13 protein-coding genes and 1 pseudogene are annotated in these 20,258 nt (G+C 61.4%); 5 read left to right on the forward strand and 9 right to left on the reverse strand.

Features of this window, described 5'->3' with window-relative positions; all coding sequences use genetic code 11:
- Positions 1-66 precede the first annotated feature (66 nt).
- Positions 67-1,254 (forward strand): beta-propeller fold lactonase family protein, encoded by a 1,188-nt coding sequence (locus DHV10_RS17765; RefSeq protein ID WP_109487700.1) that lies wholly within the window; start codon positions 67-69, stop codon positions 1,252-1,254.
- Between the two features lie 208 nt (positions 1,255-1,462).
- Complete coding sequence (locus tag DHV10_RS17770; RefSeq protein WP_109487701.1) at positions 1,463-2,551, forward strand: SH3 domain-containing protein; 1,089 nt, start codon at positions 1,463-1,465, stop codon at positions 2,549-2,551.
- Between the two features lie 9 nt (positions 2,552-2,560).
- Here the strand turns inward: DHV10_RS17770 and DHV10_RS17775 are convergent, their stop codons facing one another.
- The 5 genes from DHV10_RS17775 to aroE all read right to left on the reverse strand — a co-directional run bounded on the left by DHV10_RS17775 (position 2,561) and on the right by aroE (position 9,249).
- A complete protein-coding gene (locus tag DHV10_RS17775; RefSeq protein WP_109487702.1) occupies positions 2,561-3,709 on the reverse strand; it encodes an NAD(P)/FAD-dependent oxidoreductase in 1,149 nt (382 codons plus the stop codon).
- The gene (locus DHV10_RS17780; protein WP_109487703.1) at positions 3,706-4,446 is read right to left on the reverse strand and encodes a methyltransferase domain-containing protein; all 741 of its coding nucleotides are present in this window, start codon (positions 4,444-4,446) and stop codon (positions 3,706-3,708) included. Before DHV10_RS17780 ends, DHV10_RS17775 begins: the two co-directional genes overlap by 4 nt.
- Positions 4,436-5,506, reverse strand: coding sequence for a type III polyketide synthase (locus DHV10_RS17785; protein ID WP_109487704.1), 1,071 nt, complete (start codon positions 5,504-5,506; stop codon positions 4,436-4,438). The genes DHV10_RS17780 and DHV10_RS17785 overlap by 11 nt, the downstream gene beginning before the upstream one ends.
- 143 nt (positions 5,507-5,649) lie before the next feature.
- Positions 5,650-7,548 carry an aryl-sulfate sulfotransferase gene (locus DHV10_RS17790; RefSeq protein ID WP_162601636.1) on the reverse strand — a complete coding sequence of 633 codons (1,899 nt, stop codon included), beginning with the start codon at positions 7,546-7,548 and terminating at the stop codon, positions 5,650-5,652.
- A gap of 93 nt (positions 7,549-7,641) precedes the next feature.
- Positions 7,642-9,249 carry a shikimate dehydrogenase gene (aroE, locus tag DHV10_RS17795; protein ID WP_109487706.1) on the reverse strand — a complete coding sequence of 536 codons (1,608 nt, stop codon included), beginning with the start codon at positions 9,247-9,249 and terminating at the stop codon, positions 7,642-7,644.
- Positions 9,250-9,510: 261 nt separating this feature from the next.
- Here aroE and DHV10_RS28120 point away from each other — a divergent pair.
- The 3 genes and pseudogenes from DHV10_RS28120 to DHV10_RS17805 form a co-directional block, all read left to right on the forward strand.
- A pseudogene (locus tag DHV10_RS28120) lies at positions 9,511-9,567 on the forward strand (PadR family transcriptional regulator); the annotation flags it as partial.
- 47 nt (positions 9,568-9,614) lie between these two features.
- A complete protein-coding gene (locus tag DHV10_RS28125) occupies positions 9,615-9,749 on the forward strand; it encodes a hypothetical protein (RefSeq protein WP_338042626.1) in 135 nt (44 codons plus the stop codon).
- Between the two features lie 2 nt (positions 9,750-9,751).
- The gene (locus tag DHV10_RS17805) at positions 9,752-12,430 is read left to right on the forward strand and encodes an ADOP family duplicated permease (protein ID WP_109487707.1); all 2,679 of its coding nucleotides are present in this window, start codon (positions 9,752-9,754) and stop codon (positions 12,428-12,430) included.
- A gap of 570 nt (positions 12,431-13,000) precedes the next feature.
- Here DHV10_RS17805 and DHV10_RS17810 read toward each other — a convergent pair.
- The 4 genes from DHV10_RS17810 to DHV10_RS17830 form a co-directional block, all read right to left on the reverse strand.
- The gene (locus DHV10_RS17810; RefSeq protein ID WP_162601637.1) at positions 13,001-15,115 is read right to left on the reverse strand and encodes a hypothetical protein; all 2,115 of its coding nucleotides are present in this window, start codon (positions 15,113-15,115) and stop codon (positions 13,001-13,003) included.
- 712 nt (positions 15,116-15,827) lie between these two features.
- Positions 15,828-16,127, reverse strand: a complete 300-nt coding sequence (locus DHV10_RS17820) for a PadR family transcriptional regulator (protein ID WP_204101456.1) — start codon at positions 16,125-16,127, stop codon at positions 15,828-15,830.
- A 114-nt stretch (positions 16,128-16,241) separates the two neighbouring features.
- Entirely contained in the window at positions 16,242-18,668 is a 2,427-nt protein-coding gene (locus tag DHV10_RS17825; RefSeq protein ID WP_109487711.1) for an ABC transporter permease, read from the reverse strand.
- A gap of 183 nt (positions 18,669-18,851) precedes the next feature.
- A complete protein-coding gene (locus tag DHV10_RS17830; protein ID WP_109487712.1) occupies positions 18,852-20,225 on the reverse strand; it encodes a Gfo/Idh/MocA family protein in 1,374 nt (457 codons plus the stop codon).
- Positions 20,226-20,258: the final 33 nt, after the last annotated feature.

The raw sequence follows: 20,258 nt of genomic DNA on the forward strand, positions 1-20,258 counted from the left end.
GACAGGAATGCCGGCAGGCGTTACGCTTAGTACAGACAAGCAACACCGGCGTAAAAAGGAGCGGCCATGAGGACGCGAAACTGGGTGTGCCTGGCATTGGCGGCGCTGTGCCTCACCGGCTGCAGCGGGTTCTGGAAAGCATCGTCAAATGGCGGCGGCAGTGGCGGAGGCGGAGGCACTACCCTCAGCAGCGGCAACTTCTACGTCATCAATTCAGCCACCAATGAGATCGCCGGGCTCTACGTCAAAGCCGGCACCGTCACCGCGCTCGGCAGCTCCAGCAAACTCGCCGCATCCCCCATCGCCGTCACCGTAGCGCCCAACAACGCATTCCTCTACGTCAGCACGCTCGGCGGCATCTTCGTCTACACCATCGACGCAACCTCCGGCCAGCTCACCGTCGGAAACTCCGGTCAGCCTATCTCCTCCGACCCCGCAACCACCATGCAGGTCGACTCCACAAACTCCTGGCTGGTCGAGGGCTTCTCCGGAACCTCAAATCTCTTTGCCATCCACGTGAACCCCAGCACGGGAGTGCTCCAGTCGAATCAGGAGCAGCCCGTAGCCCTTCCCAGTTCCGCAATCACCCAGGTCGCCATCTCGCCCGACAACACCACCGTGCTTGCTGCGCTCGGTTCAGGCGGCACAGCAACCATCCCGTTCAACGCCGCCGGCGCAAATCCGTTTGGCGCCGTTGGCATCCTCGGCGTCAAAAACACAGGCGGTGCAGCCCTCTCCGTGGCGTTTGACCCCATTCCAACCGGCGCCAATGCGCCGCGCCTCTTCTACATCGGCGAAACCGTCGCCGTCGGGGCGACCAGCACCGACGCCAACACCGGTGGTCTGCGCGCCTTCACCTACAGCAACAAGCAGGAGATCACCGGCTCCCCCTTCCGCATCAGCGGCCTCGCTCCCTACGCCATCCTGCCCTTCTCAGGCGGCAGCTACGTTTACGTCCTCAACCGCCAGACGGCAAGCAACAGCACCGGAGTCATCGCCGGCTTCTCCATCGCCACCACGAACAACGTGCTCGGCCTCACCGCTCTCGGCAGCACCTTCAAAGCAGGCACAAACCCGCAGATGCTCGTCGAAGACAACACTAAGCAATTCGTCTTCGCCGTCAACTTCGGAGGCAATCCCGATCTCCTCGGCTACACCATCGACACCAAGAACGCTGGCTATCTCGTTCAGTCGATCTCCAGCCAGACCGGAACCGATCCGGTACAGGCCAACTCCATCGCGGCCGCGCATTGATGTAGCGCATTAGATAACCCCGCCTTCTGGGGAGAAGCCAGCCTTGCTGCTATCCTCAGAGAGATCCCCCTTTGCTGTGTTGACGCGATCTCAAAATTGGCCCGTCCCGCTTTTTCGGCGCATCGATGCCAGACTTCCAGTCCTGCTCCTTGTGTCCTCCCTCCTCTTCGCATCCGGCTGCAAGCATCTCCGCAAAAATAATCGTGAAATGGTCTACGTCGCGGCGCGCCAGATGTATTTGCACGATCGCGTCGCAGCCGTCTCCAATCGCGTCGGCGAAGTCTCCAACGGTCAGCCACTCGAAGTTCTCGAACACGGACGCCGCTTCCTCCGCGTCAAAACCGATAAGAATGAAATCGGCTGGATCGAAGAGCGCGCAGTCATCGATGCCGGCGAGTACAAGGCCTTTCAGGATCTCGCCGATCAGCACAAGAAAGACTTCGTCGTAGCCACCGGCACCCTGCGCGACGATGCCTACCTGCACGTCAGTCCCGGCCGAAACACCGACCGCTTCTACCTGCTCCCCGAGAGCGACAAGCTGCAACTCCTCGTCCGAGCCTCGGTTCCGAAGGTCGCACCGGGCACCCCCCCGCCGGCGAAGAAAACTCCTCCGCCCGCCCCCGCGTCCACAAAAAGCCCGGCGTCACCCTCCGCAGAGGCGCCCCCTGAAAAGCCTATAAAGGACGAAGACGAGACCAGGCCCGCGGAGCCTCAGCCCGAAATTCCCATGGAAGACTGGTGGCTCATCCGCGATGCCCAAGGCCGCGTCGGCTGGCTGACCTCCGGCCGCATCGACGTTGACGTGCCCGACGAAGTGGGCCAGTACGCAGAAGGCCAGCGCATCGTCGGCGCTTACATACTGATGAAAGTCACGGACCCCGAGGCCGACGTTCCCAATCATCAGGTTCCCGAATACGTCACCGCGATGAGCCCGCCACGCTCCGGCTTGCCCTTCGACTTCGATCAGATTCGCGTCTTCACCTGGAGCGTCAAGCGCCACCGCTACGAAACCGCATTTCGCATCCGCCCCATTCAGGGCTTCCTGCCGGTGAAGGTCTCGTCGCAACCCACAGCCGCCGGGACCGAACCGGTCTTCAGCTTCCAGATCGCCGGTACGCCCGACATCTCCATCGACCCCAATACCGGCATCGCCAAACCCGCCAGCCTCCGCACCATCACCTACGCCATGCGCGACAACATGGTCCGCCGCGTCGGCCCCGACATGGCTCCCATACCAACCACGCGTACTCCGGGCGAAAAGGCAAAAGCCAAAGCCGCCAAAAAGAAGCGCAGGTAGCCGCGCGACTCACGCCATCGAGACGGATCTCTCGATCCCCGCTTCCATCTTCGGCAAAGCGCTCTTCGGAATGCGCGTCCGTTCCGCGATCCATCCGATCATCCCTGGCGCCCTCGTCAACACCGCCGGCGCATGCGCGCGTCCGCTCCGCGTCACCATCGCGCGCGACAACAGCGTCGCCAATCGCATCCCCCGCTGCAGATCATTCCGCAGTCGCGCAAGGTACTCCTCCGGTGCTCTCCCCCTCAGGAACATCTCCGCCGCAAGTTCCCCGCTATGCAGCGCGATCGACATCCCATCTCCGGTGAACGACGGAATCACCGCAGCCTGATCTCCAATCCTCCAGATCCCGTCAGCCTGTTTCGCGATATAGCCATAAGGGATCGGCGAGATCGCCAGCGGCTTCGGCCAGCATTGCGCGCCTTCGCGCAGAGTCTCCGCTACCCCAGGACACTCCTCGCAAATCGCCCGCACCATCTCCGCCCAGCCGCCCAGCTCCGCCACCCGCCGCCGCCGCACCACAAAACACAAGTTCGCCCTGTCGTCCTCAACCAGCGCGATTCCGCCATAGCCGTCACGAAAAAGGAAAAGTTCCATCGCTCGCCGGATCGCATCCGTCGACCGCTGCGTAAGTCGCCAATGCATCTTGAACCCGACGAGATCTCGATGGGTCCCCGCGCCCCGCGCATGTTCAGCCACGTCGTGCTTTCCCGTCGCGAGAAACACGTGGCGAGCGTCCATCGCCTCTCCATAGAGTACGCGTACCGAGAACCCATCGTGACGCGCAGCCACTCTCTCCACAAACGCTCCGCGGCGCACCTCGCATCCGGCAGCAGCAGCCTTCGCCAGCAGAGCCTCGTCGAGAACCCGACGCGACAACGACATCGCCGCAAACGGCAGCTTCACCTGCACTGACCCCGATCCGCTGTGAACACGCACCCTCTCGATCGCATGCGCGCCCAGTGCCCGCGCATCCACGCCGGCTCTCTCCAGATATCCAAGCGCCTCCGCGCTGAGAAACTCCCCGCAAACCTTGTCGTGCGGCCCACGCTGCTTCTCCAGCAGCAGCACCTCACGGCCCGCAGCCGCAAGCCTCAGCGCCGCCATCGAGCCCGCCAGCCCGCCGCCAATCACCACGTGATCCACTGCACCGCTCATCGCCTCACCGCCGGCTTCGTTCTCCCTACGCAGAGCCGTGCCGGCACAAAACCCTCGATGCGAACATCACCCGCACCAAGCCCCGCCGCCGAGCACATCCTCCGCCAATCATCCTCAACAAAGGCCCGCGCAATCGACACCGGGCCATCGTGCTGAACAAACCGATGCAGGTGAGCCACCCTCGCAAAAGCCTTGAACAGCCCGTAGGGAACCGATGCCCGGGACAAGTCGTTGATGAACCACCCGGTCCGAGCCGTCCGTTCCATCCAGCCCAGAAAGCGCACGATCTCGTCCTCTTCCAGATGGTGCGTGAAGAGGGAACTCACAATGATGTCCACGGGTCGATCGAACTTCAGCGCAAACACGTCCGATGCAATCCACCGTATCCTGCTCCGCGCCGGACTCGCCTCTCTCGCAATCGCAATCGTATCCGGATTCAGATCGCATCCCGTTAATGCAACCTCCAGGTTGCGCTGTTGTGCCCACCGCTCGATCCGCCGCAAGCTGTCGCCGTACCCGCATCCCACATCCAGAATGTGAACTGCCCGCCCGCTACTTCGCAGCTCCAGCGAGTCCAGCCATTTCAGAGTCGGCCTGTACGCCAGAAACCAGCGGTTCACGCGCGCCAGATCCTTGAGGCACGCACGCATCTCCTCGCGCGAGCACGGTTCGTCCATCAACTCCGGAAATTCCGCCAGATCCGCGCGGCGGCTCAGGTCCGGCGCTTCAGGCGGCATGGAAGAGCATCGTCTCCGCCGTCACTCCCGGTCCGAACGACATTGCGCATCCGCGCTGTCCCGTGCTCGCTGCCCGCAGCACATTCTCCAGAACAAACATCACCGTCGCCGACGACATGTTGCCGAATCGCGCCAGGATGTCGCGCGAATGCCGCAGCGCCTCCTCCGGAAGTGCGAGCCCCTTCTCGACGGCATCCAGCACCGTCCGGCCACCCGGATGCACTGCCCACAGATCGAATTTGAGAGGATCCTCTCCCCGCGTGATGTGAGGCCCAATCTCCCTCATCGCCCGCGAAATCTCCGCCGGCACCTGCCCGGAGAGAAACATGTCGAACCCGCCCTCGCGAATCTTCCACGTGATCAGGTGGCTTGTCTCCGGGATCCTCAGCGCGAGAAAGCTGTCAATTGCCAGCCCTGTTGGCCGCGCGCTCACCAGGCACGCAGCGCACCCATCCGCGAACAGCAGATACGAAAGCATCTGCTCCAGATTCTGCGTCTCCTGCAGATGCAGCGTACACAGTTCCAGGTTCAGGATCAGCACCACCGACTCCGGCTCAGAACGAACAATGTGATGCGCCGACTTCAGCGCATTGATCGCCGCATAGCATCCCATGAACCCGATCATCGTGCGCTCGACCGAAGGATTCAGCCCCAGATGATTCACAATGTCGTAGTCCAGCCCCGGCGCGTACAGTCCCGTGCACGAAGTCACAATCACGTGCGTCACTGCCTGACGCTCCTCGCTCGACAGCGCCAGCTTGTTCAGCGCGCACGAGGCCAGCTGCGGCGCGAACTTCTCAAACGTCTCCATCCGCCGCGCCGTCCCCGGAAAATTTCCGGTCGCATACAGGTCTTCCGCATCCCTCCACTGCCCGTTCTCGCACGCAATCGGTTGCAAGAACGAATACCGATGCTCGATCGCCGACATCCGCGCCATACGCTTGAACAGCGAGCGCTGCGTGCCTTCCGGCATCATCCCCTCTGCAAAAGCAACAAACGAGCGATGCACATCATGCGGCGGGACCGAGCTGGCGATTCGATTGATGTAAGCAGTGGTCACATGCACCTCGTTGTGTGGGATTCAGGGCCTAAGAGATTGTTAGATTCCAACCGGCCCCCTCGTGTCATCTGAATGTAAATCCGGTTTCAGCGGATCGTCGCATCATTAACCAGCTGTTCAATCCGTGAATAATCATCCGATATTCACCATTGCACCCCGGGATAGAGGCTTGGCCATCGATACGTGTGAAACTGATCCCCGCTCGGCGTCGCCCCTTGCCACACAACCTGCGTCGCATCCGGATTCAGCTCCTGCGCAAAACCACCATTCACCGTCGACCCGAAATTTGTGTGAATGTCTCCATTTGCAAGCAACTCCGCATTCCCGCCAAAAAACGTGAAGAAACTCGGCGGCGGCGTGTAATGCTTCGCCAGCGTCGCCGTCATGTTCCCCTCATTCAACTCCAGCACGGGGACTGTAGAGTAGCAGTCCGCACTCGTCGGCGCGAGCGGCTTGCAACTCACCTGCCTTCCGGGAAACATCCGGTCGTTCCCGTTATCCATCATCCCCAGCCGGTATACCCCCGTCGTATGCGGCGAGAAGAAGCTCAAGCCATGCTGTGCATAAAACCAATCCGTAGGATCAGCGCCGCCCAACAGCTTGAAGTCGCCACCCTCTCCCAGCCGCCACATCACCGCACCCGATCCCTGCCCATCCTGAAAATTGATCTTTATCACCCAGTTCTGGTGCCGGATCGACAGAAGCAGGTTGTGGTCATCGCTCGAATAGAGCAGTCCGTTCGAATGCGTCCAGTCCGGAAAGTTCATCGGGTGCCGATGGATGTCCAGATGATCGAACGTATTCCACACCCAGTCGGGATTCCCACTCTCGTCCACATCGACAATCGCATCTCCCAATACCGGCGTCACCCCCGGGTACCCCGGCAGATCCGTATAGCTCTTCCGGTAGTCCGTCAACATCACCCAGTGCCCGTTCGGCAGTGCCACCACGCTGTGATGAAAGCCTCTGAAGTTGTAGACATTCCCGTCACCATCCCGCAGGTTCGAACCCGCCAGCTTCTGATTCAGCTGATCCATCGTGAGACTTCGCACCGTGTTGCCCGCCAGGTCGATCTCCCGGATCTCATTCACCAGCCCCACAGTGTTCGTCACCGTAATGGATGACAGATACGAAATCAGCATCAGCATGTCCCCATTAGGCAGCTGCTGGATGCCCTGGATCAAATCCGCAACCGACCCCTGGTACTGATACGTCCAGATCACGTTTCCATCCAGATCCGTCGCAAAAGCCTGCAGCACATTCGACGGAATTGCCGTATTCCACATCTCGATGCCCGGTTGCGGTGTCGCTCCATTCGCGGTCGTCGCCTTCACCGCCGTTGTCGGCCCCGCCGCCCCCGTCGTGCACGTATGATCGGCATCGGTGTGCGTCGCGCCGTTATTCAGCACAACCCGCGCGCGCATGTGGTACACCGTCTTCGCCATCATGCCCGCTACCAGCACCCTCACCGGCCCGCCGTTCGCCCCACTCGCGACCTGCCACGTGTTCCGCCCGTAATCCGTCGTCTTCCCAAACTCCACCGCGACCTTCCCCGGCAGCGGCAGCTTGATCGAGTAGGCCGCCACCAGCGGGCTGCCCGTCACGTCGGGACACGACACCTGCGCCGCAGGCATCAACGCCACCACAGCCGTCGCATAATCCCGCTCCGGATCCGACGCAAGCGCCGCCGTCACCGAAATATTGGTCCCCTGCGCCACCACTGACGGAGCAACGTAGTTCCCCGCGCCATCGATTTTGCCCGTCTCCCGCTTCCCGCCCGCCGCAGCGTTGACGAGCCACTCAATGGCCCCGCCGCTCGACGACGATGCTGTGAATTGAAATTTCTGGCCCGGCGCCAGCGCCACATACGTGGGCGAAATCGTCACACTCCCGCTCTGGCTCGGTGTCCCCGGCCCCGACGGCGCCTGCGCATGTGGATTGATCCAGTACCCGCATCCGCCCAGCGCCACGGCGACCGCAAGCAGAGCGAGCATTACCAGAAAACGGCGGACCCGCATTCCGCCCCTAGGGGAAGATCTCATCAGGTACTCTGAACCTATTCGCGAAGAGAAATAAGCGACCGTGGGCCCTGCTGAAGCTATGGACGGTTCGCACCATCGGAAAGGTGCCTTGCCCTACGCCTTTTTGCCCCGCCCATTCGACGCTGCCGGCTCCTTCGGCGTCAGCTCCGCCCGCTTGCGCAGCTCGTGCTCCACCACCTTCAGCATCTCCGACTCCGGCGCCGGCTTGCCCGTCCAGATCTCAAACTGACGCGCCCCCTGCTGCACAAACATCTCCAGCCCCGTCACCACCGGAATCCCCCGCGACTTCGCCAGCTTCAGCAGCGGCGTCTCCAGCGGGTTGTACACCATGTCGAACACGAGCCCTGCGTTCAGCTCGTTTTCGGCTATCGGCATCGCCTGCTTGAATCCCGCCATCCCGCACGGGGTCGCATTGATCATCACGTCGAATCTCTGCTTCCCCAGTAGCTCATGCTTCAGCGACTTCGCCTTCGCCTGCCGCGCCAGCGTCACCGCATGTTCATGCGTGCGATTCACCACCAGCACTTCCGCGCCCTGCTCCACCAGCCCGAACACCGCGGCCCGCGCCGCGCCGCCCGCACCCAGCACCGCCACCCGCGCCCCCTTCAGCTTTAGCCTCCGCTCCAGGGGACGCACAATTCCAGCCACATCTGTGTTGAACCCGTAGAGCTTTCCGTCCGCCCCCATCCGCAGCGTATTGCACGCGCCAATCTTTGCCGTCAGCGGATCCGTGTTCGCCAGATGCGGCAACACCTCCGTCTTCAGCGGCATTGTCACCGCGCACCCCGCCAGCGGCAGCTCAGCCGCCAGCGTCAGCAGATCCTGCACCGACTTCGCCTTCAGCGGCAGCAGAATCGCGTTCAAATTCTCTCGCCGGAACGCGGCATTCTGCAGCAGCGGCGAAAGCGAGTGGCCTATCGGATTGCCCGCAACTCCGAAAATCCGTGTCGCCGGATCCAGATGCTCCAGCCGGTACAGATCCCTGAGCGTTTCAGCCGTCACCTGCCCCGGAGCCGTCTCCGCACCCTCTGCCCACGATGCAAACGTGAACGCCGCCCCGGCCCGCGGACCGAGTATCCGGCTCACCAGCCCCTCTTCGCCCATCGCGATGCCGACCACATGCGAGCTAACCGAGCGATCCTCGATCAGCCGCAGCACCGCTAGATTGTCCGCCAGGCTCTTGGCCGTCGACACCACTTTCACGAAATCCGGCTTGAATGCCTCAATGCGCTCCGCAGCCTGCTCCAAACCCTTCGTCCGCGTGAAGTCATGAAAACTCACCAGCAAAGCCGCTCCGGCAGCCCTCAGCTTCGCCACCTGGCCCGACTTCGCCTCCTCCGCCGACTCCACCTCGAGATCCACGATCTGGCAGCCGCATTGCGCCGCCTTCGTCAAAATCTCCAGCTCCGCCGCCAGCGGCCCGTCAAACATCCCCCCGTGAGCCTTGCGCCGGCAGGTCGCAATCACCGTCACGTCCTTGTGCTCGGCCAGAAACTGCTTCACGTAGGGCAGGGCATTCGCCGGCTTCGCCACCGAATCCAGCCGCAGCTCCAGGAACTTGAAATCCTTCCAGGCTGCCTCTGCCCGATCCATCAGCTCAGCCGGCGTCTTCCCCTGAATCGCAACACACATCTTCCCCAGCCTCAGGCGGGGAAGCGCTGGAGCGACAGGCGGCGGCGCTGGTGCAATCGCGTGCGTCATTTTCGTTCAATTGACGCATCTTAGTTGCACTTGGTTTCGTATGCAACAGCAACATAAGACCTTCCGTAACCGTCAGTGCTCCGCGACCGGTTCTCCAGCCTTTCCCGCCGCCCCATTCGTCACAAATCAGATTGACCCGATACTTAGATATCTATATAAAGACTTCTGAGTATGGCAAAAACCGACGCACTTCAGGGCTCTCTCGACCTTCTCGTTCTCAAGATCCTCTCCCGTCGTCCCCGCCTCCACGGCTATGCCATCATGGCCGCCATCGCCAACGCCTCCGGCGAAGTGCTCCGCGCAGAAGAAGGCTCCCTCTACCCAGCCCTCTACCGGATGGAAGAGGCCGGCTGGATTCGCGCAGAGTGGGTCAAAAAGAAACTGGCCGCCGCGCCCGCGTTTACGAACTCACCGAAGCCGGTCAACAGCAGCTCAGCTCTGAAGAGTCCCGCTGGCAGTCCGTCAGCCTCGCCATCAACCGCGTCCTCCGGGAGGCCTGAGCGTGTCCCTCACCTCGCGCGTCCTCAACGTCTTCCGCTCCGATCGCCTCAATCGCGAAATCGACGAAGAGCTCCAGTCCCACATCGACGAAGCCATTGCCTCCGGCCGCGATCCCCATGAAGTCCGTCGTGCCTTCGGTTCGCCCCTCCGCACTCGCGAAGCAGCCCACAACATCCGCGCCGCCGGATGGCTCGAGTCGCTCGTCGCAGACACTAGATTCGGATGGCGTCAGCTCTGGCGCAACAAGGTCGCCTCCGCTGCCGCCATCCTCTCTCTCGCCCTCGGCATTGGTTCCTGCGTCGCCGCCTTCCGCCTCATCGACGCTCTGCTCTGGCGTCCGCTGCCCGTCGCCAACTCCAGCAGCCTCTACGTCCTCTCCCGCAAAATGATCGGTCTCTACGGCCGGCCCATCGAAGACGGCTACTGGTCCACCCCCGATTTCAAGCTCATGCGCGATGCCGTCAAAGACCAGGCCGACCTCATCGCCGTCAGCGACGCCGACCGCACCGACATCACCTGGTCCGGTCCCGATGCAAGCGGCGACGACATCGAAAAAGCCCACGTCGCCTACGTGTCCGGCAACATGTTCCCGCTCTTCGGCCTCGAGCCTTCCCTCGGCCGTCTCCTCACTCCGGCCGACGACCGCGCCCTCGGCCTCTACCCCTACGCGGTCCTCTCCTGGGACTACTGGAATCACCGCTTCGCGCGCGATCCCCACGTCCTCGGACGCTCGCTCCACTTTGGAGACCAGACATTCCAGATCATCGGCGTAGGCCCGCGCAATTTCACCGGCACCGAGAAGGGCACCGTCACCGACATCTTCCTGCCCCTCAGCATGAATCCCATGGCCACCGAGGATCGTGCCGACTGGCACCGCGTCTTCGTCATGCTCAAGCCCGGCGTCACCTCCGCTGGTCTTGAGCCCCTCCGCCAGCATCTCGCCGCCGTCAACCACGCCTTCGGAGCCGCGTGCTCCACCTGCTATCGCGGCCAGACCCAGGCCTCCATCGCGCGTTATCTCAACCAGACCCTCGTCCTCAGTCCTGGCGGAGCCGGCATCTCCGACCTCCAGAAGGAGTACCGCCGTCTACTCGCCGCTCTCGGCCTGATGGTCGCGCTCGTTCTCCTCATCGCCTGCGTCAACGTCTCCAACATGATGACCGCGCAAGCCGCTGCCCGCGCCCACGAGATGGCCCTCCGTATCTCCATCGGCGCAGGCCGCCGCCGCCTCGTCCAGCTCATCCTCGTGCAGAGCGCGCTTCTCTCCCTCTTCTCCGCCGCCTTGGGCGCAGCCTTCGCCGCGTGGTCGGCTCCCTTTGTTCTCGGCCTCGTCAATCCGCCCGACAATCCAGCCCGTCTCGACCTCCCCGCAGACGGCCGCGTCCTCCTCTTCGGCCTCGCGCTCACAGTTCTCATCGTTCTCGTTCTCGGACTTCTCCCCGCCCTCCGCGCCTCCGGCGTCCGCCCCGTCGCCGCTCTCAAAGGCGGTGAGAACCCGCACTCCCCACGCCGTCTCCTGCGCGGAGCCATCGCCCTTCAGGTCGCTTTCTGCGTTCTCGTGCTCTTCCTCTCCTCGCTCTTCGTTACCTCGTTCAATCGCCTCCAGAATCGTCCGCTCGGCTTCTCCACCGACCGCCTGCTTCTCCTTCAAAGCGTCGCCGGCAAAGGCCAGCTTCCCATTGTCTGGGCCCAGACCGCCGAGGCCCTCCGCGCAGTTCCCGGGGTCGACTCCGTAGCCATCTCCGGCTGGCCCATTCTCGGCCGCATCAAGATCAACAGCGACGTCTCCATCAACGGCGCCCCGCCAAGCCCCACGCCCGCCTTCTTCCTCAACGTCTCTCCCGGCTGGCTCTCCACAATGAAGATCCCCCTCATCGCCGGCCGTGACTTCCGCCCCCAGGACACCTCACCCGGCGAAGCCATCGTCAATCAAACCTTCGTCAAGACCTTCTTCCCCAACCTCGGTCCCGGCCAAGACCCCATCGGCCGCACCTTCCAGCGCAGCGTCAACGCGCCTGTGAACAAGATCATCGGCATCACACCCGACATCCCCGATCACGACCTCCACGAACCCAACCGCGCCCTTTTCTACGTTCCGCTAAACGTCACCGACAACAAGTCCGCGCCCGAGCCCATCGGCTTCTCCACCTTCGTCATTCACACCGAAGCCAGCAACCCTCTCGCCCTTGCCGACTCGCTCCGTCAGGTCATCGCCCGCCAGCACAACGGCATCCGTGTCTCCAACGTCGCCACGCAGCTCGACCTCGTTCGCGACCAGACCGTCCGCGAACGCCTCATCGCCACCCTCGCGGCCTTCTTTGCTGCCGTCGCGCTGCTGCTCGCTGGCGTCGGCCTCTACGCCGTTGTCAACTACTCCGTCCTGCAGCGCCGCCGCGAGATCGGCATCCGCATGGCCATCGGCTCGCCCCGAGTCGGAATCGTCCGCCTCGTCACCCTCGACGTCTTCCTGATGATCGGGCTCGGAGCCGGTGCGGGTATGGCGCTCGGCTTCGGAGCGGCCCGGTACGTCGCCTCGCTCTTCTACCAGGTCAAAGCTACTGATGCCGAGATGATCGCGCTGCCCGCCTGCGCCATCCTCTTCACCGCGCTCCTCGCCACGCTCCCGGCCGTCCTCCGAGCCCTGAGCACCAACCCGACCGAAATCCTTCGTACCGAGTGAGCTTCAAAAATCTTCGCGGCAATTTGCAGTCAATTAACCGCGGATTTTGCATAATCAAGACATGCTGCAAATCTCAAGAATCCACCCGCGCGCGCCGCGCTGCGCCGGAGCCTCGTCGTCCGCCTGCGCGAACTTCTCGTCGTCACGCCTCCAGCTAACTCCTTTGTTAAGAGACACCCAAGTCATAAGTTCAATGGGGAGATACACTTAGCGCTGCTCCTGCTCCGCAACCCTATGAATCTACGGAACTTATGCGCAAACAGTAGGGGGTGGGGGCGGGGGTACCCGTGTTCGAAACCGGACACATCCCCGCCGCTCCGCGAAGCGCATTCTTGACACTAGAAGCAAGCGGAACCAGAAGCGCTAGGCGACGAAATCATTCGCGAGAACAAAAGCAAACGGAACCCAGAAGCGTCAGGGCACGACTTACCCATGCCGCAGAATAATTCACACGCAAACAACCATTCGCGACACCAGAAGCGAGCCGAACCCAGAAGCGTCAGGGCACGACTTCAGTTGTGCCGAAAAGCCCCTCGACACGCTCTGGGCTTTAGCCCCTGCGCCCAACCCTCACCGCGGAAACAACTCGAACTGCCGGATCGCAATCTTCGGCGCTACAAACGTGTGCTCGATGTCCGGCAAGAACATCAGCGTCATCTCGTCGAACTGCCGCAGCGATGCGCTCGCCGGCACCTGAAACCGAATCGTCTCGTACACCGGACTCATCTTCACGTAGTAGTGTTCCGGCTCCGTCGACGCGATCGGCTGCTGCCCAACGTAAAACGTGCGCTCCGTCCCCGAGCTTTCATCACCAAGAAACAGTCCCAGCGAAATGATGCCCGCCTTGTTGTCGCGATTCTCGATCTCCACGTCGATCTCGCGGCATCGCGCTAGAGGAATCGGCTTCGCAAGTTTCTGGTGCGCATTCATCACCAGCGCAATGGCATTGTTCGACTGCAGATCAACGCTGACCGGCGTGCCTTGCGCGCGATGCGCGTGAGGCCCCGGCGTTCTCAGCGGTGGCTGCAAAACCCAGTACGGACCATTGAACCGAATCACGAGCGGACGCTGCACTCCCCGCTTGAAGAACGAGTCATCGGCCAGCACCGGCGGCACGATCTCCTTCTTGCGCGGAAATGGCCACAGCACGACGCTCTCGTATCCACCCGCGCCGGCAGCCCCGATCGGTGTCTTCGAATCCGCCTGGCTCTTCTGATCCGCATGTGCAGCAGCACTCGCCTCCACCGCGGCTGAGCGATGGGCCATACCGTCAATCAATGCCCAGACCGTCAAGAGCGTCGCCGGAACGATCGTGATCGCAACCCGCCGGATGCTCCGCTTCATCGCGGCCGCTGGCTCAAACTGCCCGTTGCGCGGAAGCGTGTTCTTCCACGCGAAGACTGATCCGCTCGTGGCCAGCATCAACATGGCCGTGTACATCGAATGGCTCAAAACTGCCGCGCCTCCCGCAAACAGCGAGAGCGCGATCAGATATCCGTAAGGTTCCTGAGGTGAGCGCGAGAGCGTCTCTGCAAAAAGCTCATCTCCGTTCCACTGCGGAACAACTGTAGAAGAAGGTTCGAATGCAAACCAGGATTCTGTCTTCAGCGCGCTCGTCAGGGCGAAGGCGCCGACCATGGCGACGAAAGCCGTAGCTGCTGACACCTGCTCTGCAAGCAGCACCAGCGCCGGAATCCAGATCCATCCAGCGCTGCATGTGAATGCAAACAACCCGAAAGGCAAAGGAGATCCATTGCGCAGTGGGCTTACAGGGCTCTTCCAGTAGAGCCACGATCCAAGGATTCCGCCGCCTGTGCAGATCGCAATAAAGCGCAACGCCATTCCGAACAGCGAGCCAGGATGAACAAAATCGGTTTCAGGCAGGTGGCAAAAAAACACCGCCGCAATCATCGAGTTCACCAGCCCCGCGCCGACCATGAGAGTCAGCGAGCGATGAAGCGATTGCGAATCTTCGACAGTAAGCGGTCCTTCCGCGGCGGGGAAAGAACTTGAGAAAGCCGCGTTCTCGTCGCGCTGAAGACGACGCACCGTCCCCCACAGTGCCACTGCCATCGCAATGAAGTAAGGAGCCCGGATCAGGTTGGGAAAGATGTCGAGATCCAGAACCAGTCCCCAAGCATTCGCCGGAAGCTTTGCTCCGGCGAGGCCCGGGACCGAATACCAGTAAAGCGTCGCAAACAGGAAGCTGAGCCCGTAGACCGGCGGCAGAATCAGCGTCGCAACCCAGAATGCCCGCGCCATATCGCCTACGTGAATCGGCCTTTTCAAGACGATGTTCGCAACTCGGTACACCAGAAGCCCGGCCCACAGAAATGCAGCATGGAGAACCACCCAGATGATCAGAACCAGAGGCAGCCAGAACGGACCGAAGATGTGCTCGCCCCGATCGAAGTTCTGCGAGGTATCGATCCTCTCCAGGATCGCGTACCAGACCGGCGCCAGGATCGACCAGAGCAGCGCAAACGCAAGCGGTGCCCTGCGCGCAAACAGATTGCTGCACCACGAAACAGCACATGCGACGATGACCTGCCGCCAGTACCACCCGTCCGAACGGCCGAAATGGAACACTTCCAGAAGATCGCCATCCAGCGCTTCATCGCGATCCTCAGCGCTCAGATGCCGCAGCATCCATGTGGCAAGCGGTGGAGGTTCTCTGCGTCTCATCGCGTCCGCTCTCCTTGAGTGATCTGCTCGCTAGCGCGCGATCCTGGCCGGTTGCCTCGAACTGGATTCTGTCCACTAGAGTGCGCAGAGCATCCCGAGGATATTAGGAATGAAAGGTGCAATCCCGAACACGCCCAGATTTGCAATCGTGCTCCACCATGTGAGTGTGCGCCAATCAGCTACTCGGAATGGAGGCATTGGCAGCATCAGTGTGACGATACCGATCCAGCAGGCAGACGCGGCACAGTAACCGACGATGCTCAAACAGAATCCTCTCGTGAGAACGGAGAAGTGGAGACGATTTCGAAGGAATGCGAACAGTGTTATGTAGGCAAGCGCTCCAATCCATACAAAGAGGAGATCTTCAAAGGACGCCCAGCCGAAATCACAGAGCGTTGACCACGGCCACGGCATCCGCCAGATGTGACTCGCGAAATCGCTCCGGTGGAATCGCGCGAAAAGTACATTCCATTCAGGCGATAGAAGCGACCACGCAACTGCAAAGGCGAGAGCCGCTTTCCTGCGAAACAGGCTCTGCATGAACCCGAACGATGTCGCAGCGATGGTCTGCCGCCAAAACCAGGTAATCGAACGCCCACCATGGAATTCTTCGAGAAGATCGCCCGTGAGTTCTCCGCTCCGATTACCGGAAGTCAGATGCTCCAGGATCCAAATCGCAAGCCGAGGTTTTCTGCGTTGCATCAGTTGTCTCCTACTGCAGGTCAAGCTTCAAGTCCGGAATCGCCTGCCACAGACGCGTGAGCACGCGCCGCGTCTCATGCACCTTGCGCAGTCCTTCCTTCGTGATTTGGAAATAGCGCTTCGCCTTGCCCCCGCGCTCCGGAGTCGGATCTCCCAACGCCGAGATCACCAGGTCCTTGGCTTCCAGCCGTTCGAGAGCCGCATACACGCTTCCGATGGCCACATCCTTGCCGCGATGCTTCTCCAGTTCGCGCGAGATCGGCACTCCATATGCCTCCTCGCCAAGATGGATGATCGCGAGAAGAATCATGAGCTCGAATTCGCCCAGATAGCTTCGGTCTGACATTAATTCAATAATAGAGAAGAAATGCGGGCGCTGCAACGAGATTCGTACCCGTTCTCGTTGGGAGCACCTTCGGCCTGGTCATTCCTCGCGCAACGTCTGTGCCGGATCGATGCTCGCGATCCGTAACGCAGGAATCGTCGCCGCCAGCAACGACACGATGGCAAGCCCAGCAAGGACCGCCGCAAGGCTCGGCGCGTCGTACACTCCAACGCCGTACAACACGCTTCGCATCAGCGGCAGAACCGCCGCGCATAGCCCAAGACCTAGCAGCAGTCCCGCGCCAGTGGCGCCGACACCCGATGCCGCAATCTGTCCCACTGCCTGACGCACGCTCGACCCAAGCGCGATGCGGATACCGATATCCCGCGTACGCTGCGTCACCAGGCTTGCAACCAGCGCGAAGATTCCGATCGCGCTGAGTCCAAGTGCAAGCGCTCCCATCGCGCCAAGCAGCGCAACCTCGATGCGCTGCATGGAGAGTGCCTTCGCCTCAAGATCGCTCATCCGGTAAAAGCCGGAGAAAGGAAGATCCGGTGCTGCCGAGGAGAGCGCATGCTGCATCTGCTCGGTCAGGCCCTCGACAGGCGCTGATGTGCGGACAATCCAGCTCGGCTGGAACCACACATGAACGGCGAGCAACTCCGCCGGTGTCTGCGCAGCAGGAATATAGATCGTCTCTTCGCTTTGGATCGGAGCGCTCGCATCGAGGCCTGAGACGAGTTGGATATCGGAAACTACACCAACAATGAGCGTGTTCTTGTCTATCGTGAGTCCTACAGGATTGAGCCCCGGAAAGAATTTGTGCGCGAAGCTCGCGTTGATGATCGCGACAGGACGTGCGTTCGGCCCGTCGCCATCCGTGAAAGCGCGCCCGCGGCTAAGCGGCATCTGGAGAACCTCGAAGAACTTTGGAGTGACGTACACAAAATCTGCTTGAACCGTCTTCGTGGCTTCCGGTCCATCGTGCACAACCATGCCGCTGTTGAGCGTGCGCTCGTACGGCAGAGTGAGCCCCACGGCAGCGGACTGCACGCCGGGAATGCGCTGCATCGCATCGATGCTGTTCCTCATCAACTGGCGGAATTGAACCGGGTCCTTGTACCGCACATCGTCGAGCGAGGCCTTCGCCGTCATCACTCCTTCGGCCTTGAAGCCTGGTGGCAGTGTTTGCAGGTGGATAAGAGTCCGAATCAGCAGTCCGGATCCGGCAAGCAGTACAACCGTGAGTGCTACCTCGCCGGCAATCAGCGCCTGCCGCAGCTTCGTCGAGTGCCCGTATGTCGTTCCGCGGCTCGCGAACGAAGAACGAAGATCGACGCGTCGCGCGCCGAGCGCGGGAAGCATTCCGAACAGCACACTGGTAAACAGCGTCACTCCGGTTGTGAACACGAGTACGCGCCCGTCGAGGCTGACGCTGGCCACCGGCAGAAAATCTTCAGGCAGGAGTGAAAGCAGTCCGCGCAGTGCAAGAAATCCAACACCAACTCCGGCTGCGCCGCCGATACAGGCGAGCAGCAGGTTCTCAATCCAGAGCTGCCGCAGAATTTGCCAGCGTGACGCCCCAATCGCAAGGCGCGTCGCAATTTCCGGCATTCGCCTGCCCATCCTCACCAGAGTGAGACCCGCGAGATTGGCGCACGCGATCAGCAGAATGAATCCCGCTGCAGCCATCAGCCCGATCGCTTGCGGGCGCAACTCCGACGTGACGCCCTTCTGGAATGGAACTGTGTAGAACTGGATCCGTGTGCCCGGAACCCGCGATTGAAGCTGCGCAATGCGAGCTGCCCACGCCCGATTGATCTCGGCATCGGCCTGCTGCCAGGTTGCGCCAGGAGTCAGTCGAAAGATGACCCCGAAGTTCGTCCCGTTGCCCTCGCCTTTGGGACTGGGCTGCAGCGAAGTGTAGATATCGGCATTGAGAGGAGTGACTGCATTTTGTGGCAGTATCCCGATGACGGTATAAGGCTCACCCTTCAGGCGGATCGCGCTTCCCACGAGGCCGCGCTCTGCATGGAAGGTGGAGCGCCAGAACTCGTAGCTGAGGATAACGGCCCTCGGCCCGTTCGGTGCGTCTTCGGCCGGCGAGAAATTGCGGCCCACCGCCGGATGGATTCCAAGGACATCGAAGTAGTGCGCCGATATCCGTCCGTTGTGAATGTAAGCCGCCTGCTTGGAACTTGATTCAAGATTTGCGCCGCTGGCTAGCGGCGCAAATACAGCCGAGGTAAGCGCAGGCACGTTGTCGCGAAGCTGCTCCCACTGGGTTCCGTCAATCCAGCGGAGCTCACTGTCCGAGCTTGCACCCTCGCTCCGCTGAAACAGAGTGCCAATCCGCTCCGGCTCGGGATACGGAAGGCTCTTCAGGATCAGAGCATTCACGATCGAGAAGATCGCAGTGTTGGCGCCGATTGACAACGCAAGGGTCAGGACCACCGTAAGCGTGAATCCCGGATTGCGAAGTACTTGGCGAACAGCAAACCGAAGATTCTGTCGGATCGAATTCATCGACACGCCTCCGTGCGGAAAGGTAGCAATAAACGAACATGCAATTCAGTCGCCCGGCGTGGCCGAACGGATCGTGAATAGATTCTGCGTTTCAGGCTGGCTTCACGGACCCGAAGTGTCCGATTGCAGCAGAGAGCGTTCGGGAACGAACACCCTCGCGCTCCGTCTCGACCCATCCTTCCGTTACGCTTGGGTGGCAATCCGCGAGATTTCACGGCTCTGCCATTTGCCCCGCGTGAAGTCAGGGACCTCAATCGGAGCGCTGCCCTGTGCCACGGACTCCACGCTCAGTGGCCCGACCGCCGACCAGGCCGCCGCATCATAAACATCCATATCAGGCGGCAGCCCTTCCCGGATGCATTGCAGCAGCCGATAAATCATGATGAAGTCCATCCCGCCATGACCGCCGACCTTTTGCGCGATTTCGCCTTCTCGCGCCCACAACGGATGTTGGTACTGCTTATAGCCGTCGATCGTGCCCCAGGCCTCGTCCTTGTTCATTCCGTCAATGTAGATGCGCGGCGGATAGTCCTCAAAGATTGCTTTGGTGCCGGCGATCTGGTTGATACGGCTGTATGGATGCGGAGTTGAGACCGCATGCTTCACCGTGATCGTGCGTCCTGCCGCTGTCTTGATCAGAGATGTATTCAGGTCTCCGCAGACGTACCGCTCTCGTTGCCGTGGATCATCGGGCTGCAGTTTCTGCTTCCGATATGCATCGAGCCCGCGCTGCGGTGAACTCATTGACACCAGATGATCGAACCGGTCGCCGCGCTGGATCCGCATGTAGTTGGCGACTGGTCCGAGTCCGTGCGTGGGATACAGGTTGCCATCGGCCCTTGTATGCTCCGCTCTTCGCCACAAGCCCTCGCCCGCATGAGAGAACAACTCATCGCGTAGATCGTGGAGATAGGCGCCCTCGCCGTAGAGTATCTCTCCGAACTCCCCGGCGTGAATCATACGCAGCACCAGCGTCTCGTTGTACCCGTAGCAGCAGTTCTCGAGCATCAAGCAATGCTTGCGCGTCTCTTCCGAAGCGCGAACGATCCGCCAGCAATCCTCCAGGGAGACCACCGCCGGAACTTCAACAGCGACATCTTTGCCGTGCGCCATGGCAGCGAGCGCCATCGGCGCGTGCCAGCGCCATGGCGTCGCAGCGATAACGAAGTCGACATCACTTTTAGCAACCAGCGATTCAAAGTGCTGAGGACCATCCGTGAAGAGTTCCGGCCGCTTCTGCCCAGCCGCAACCACGAGACCCGCCGCATGGTCAGCCTTCTCCTTCACTACGTCGCAGAGGGCGACGATTTGGGCGTTGGCAGCCAATAGGTTGCCGAGGAGAGACGTTCCTCGACCGCCGACTCCAATGAGGCCGACCCTGGGTTCCCGCTTCTGGAAAGGGACGTCAGCCATCGTCTCGCGGTCAGCTGGAAGCGGCGATTCCTGTGCAGGTGACGTCTCGACGGCGCCTGCAATCGCAGCCGTGGCAAGGCTGGCCTGCATGAAACGGCGCCGCGACCAGGAGTGCGGTTCTGGGGCGAAGCTCTCACTCGTCATTGAACTTTTCTCCGCATTTCAGACCTGTCCGAC

The sequence above is a fragment of the Occallatibacter savannae genome, from assembly GCF_003131205.1.
GTDB classification, from domain to species: domain Bacteria; phylum Acidobacteriota; class Terriglobia; order Terriglobales; family Acidobacteriaceae; genus Telmatobacter; species Telmatobacter savannae.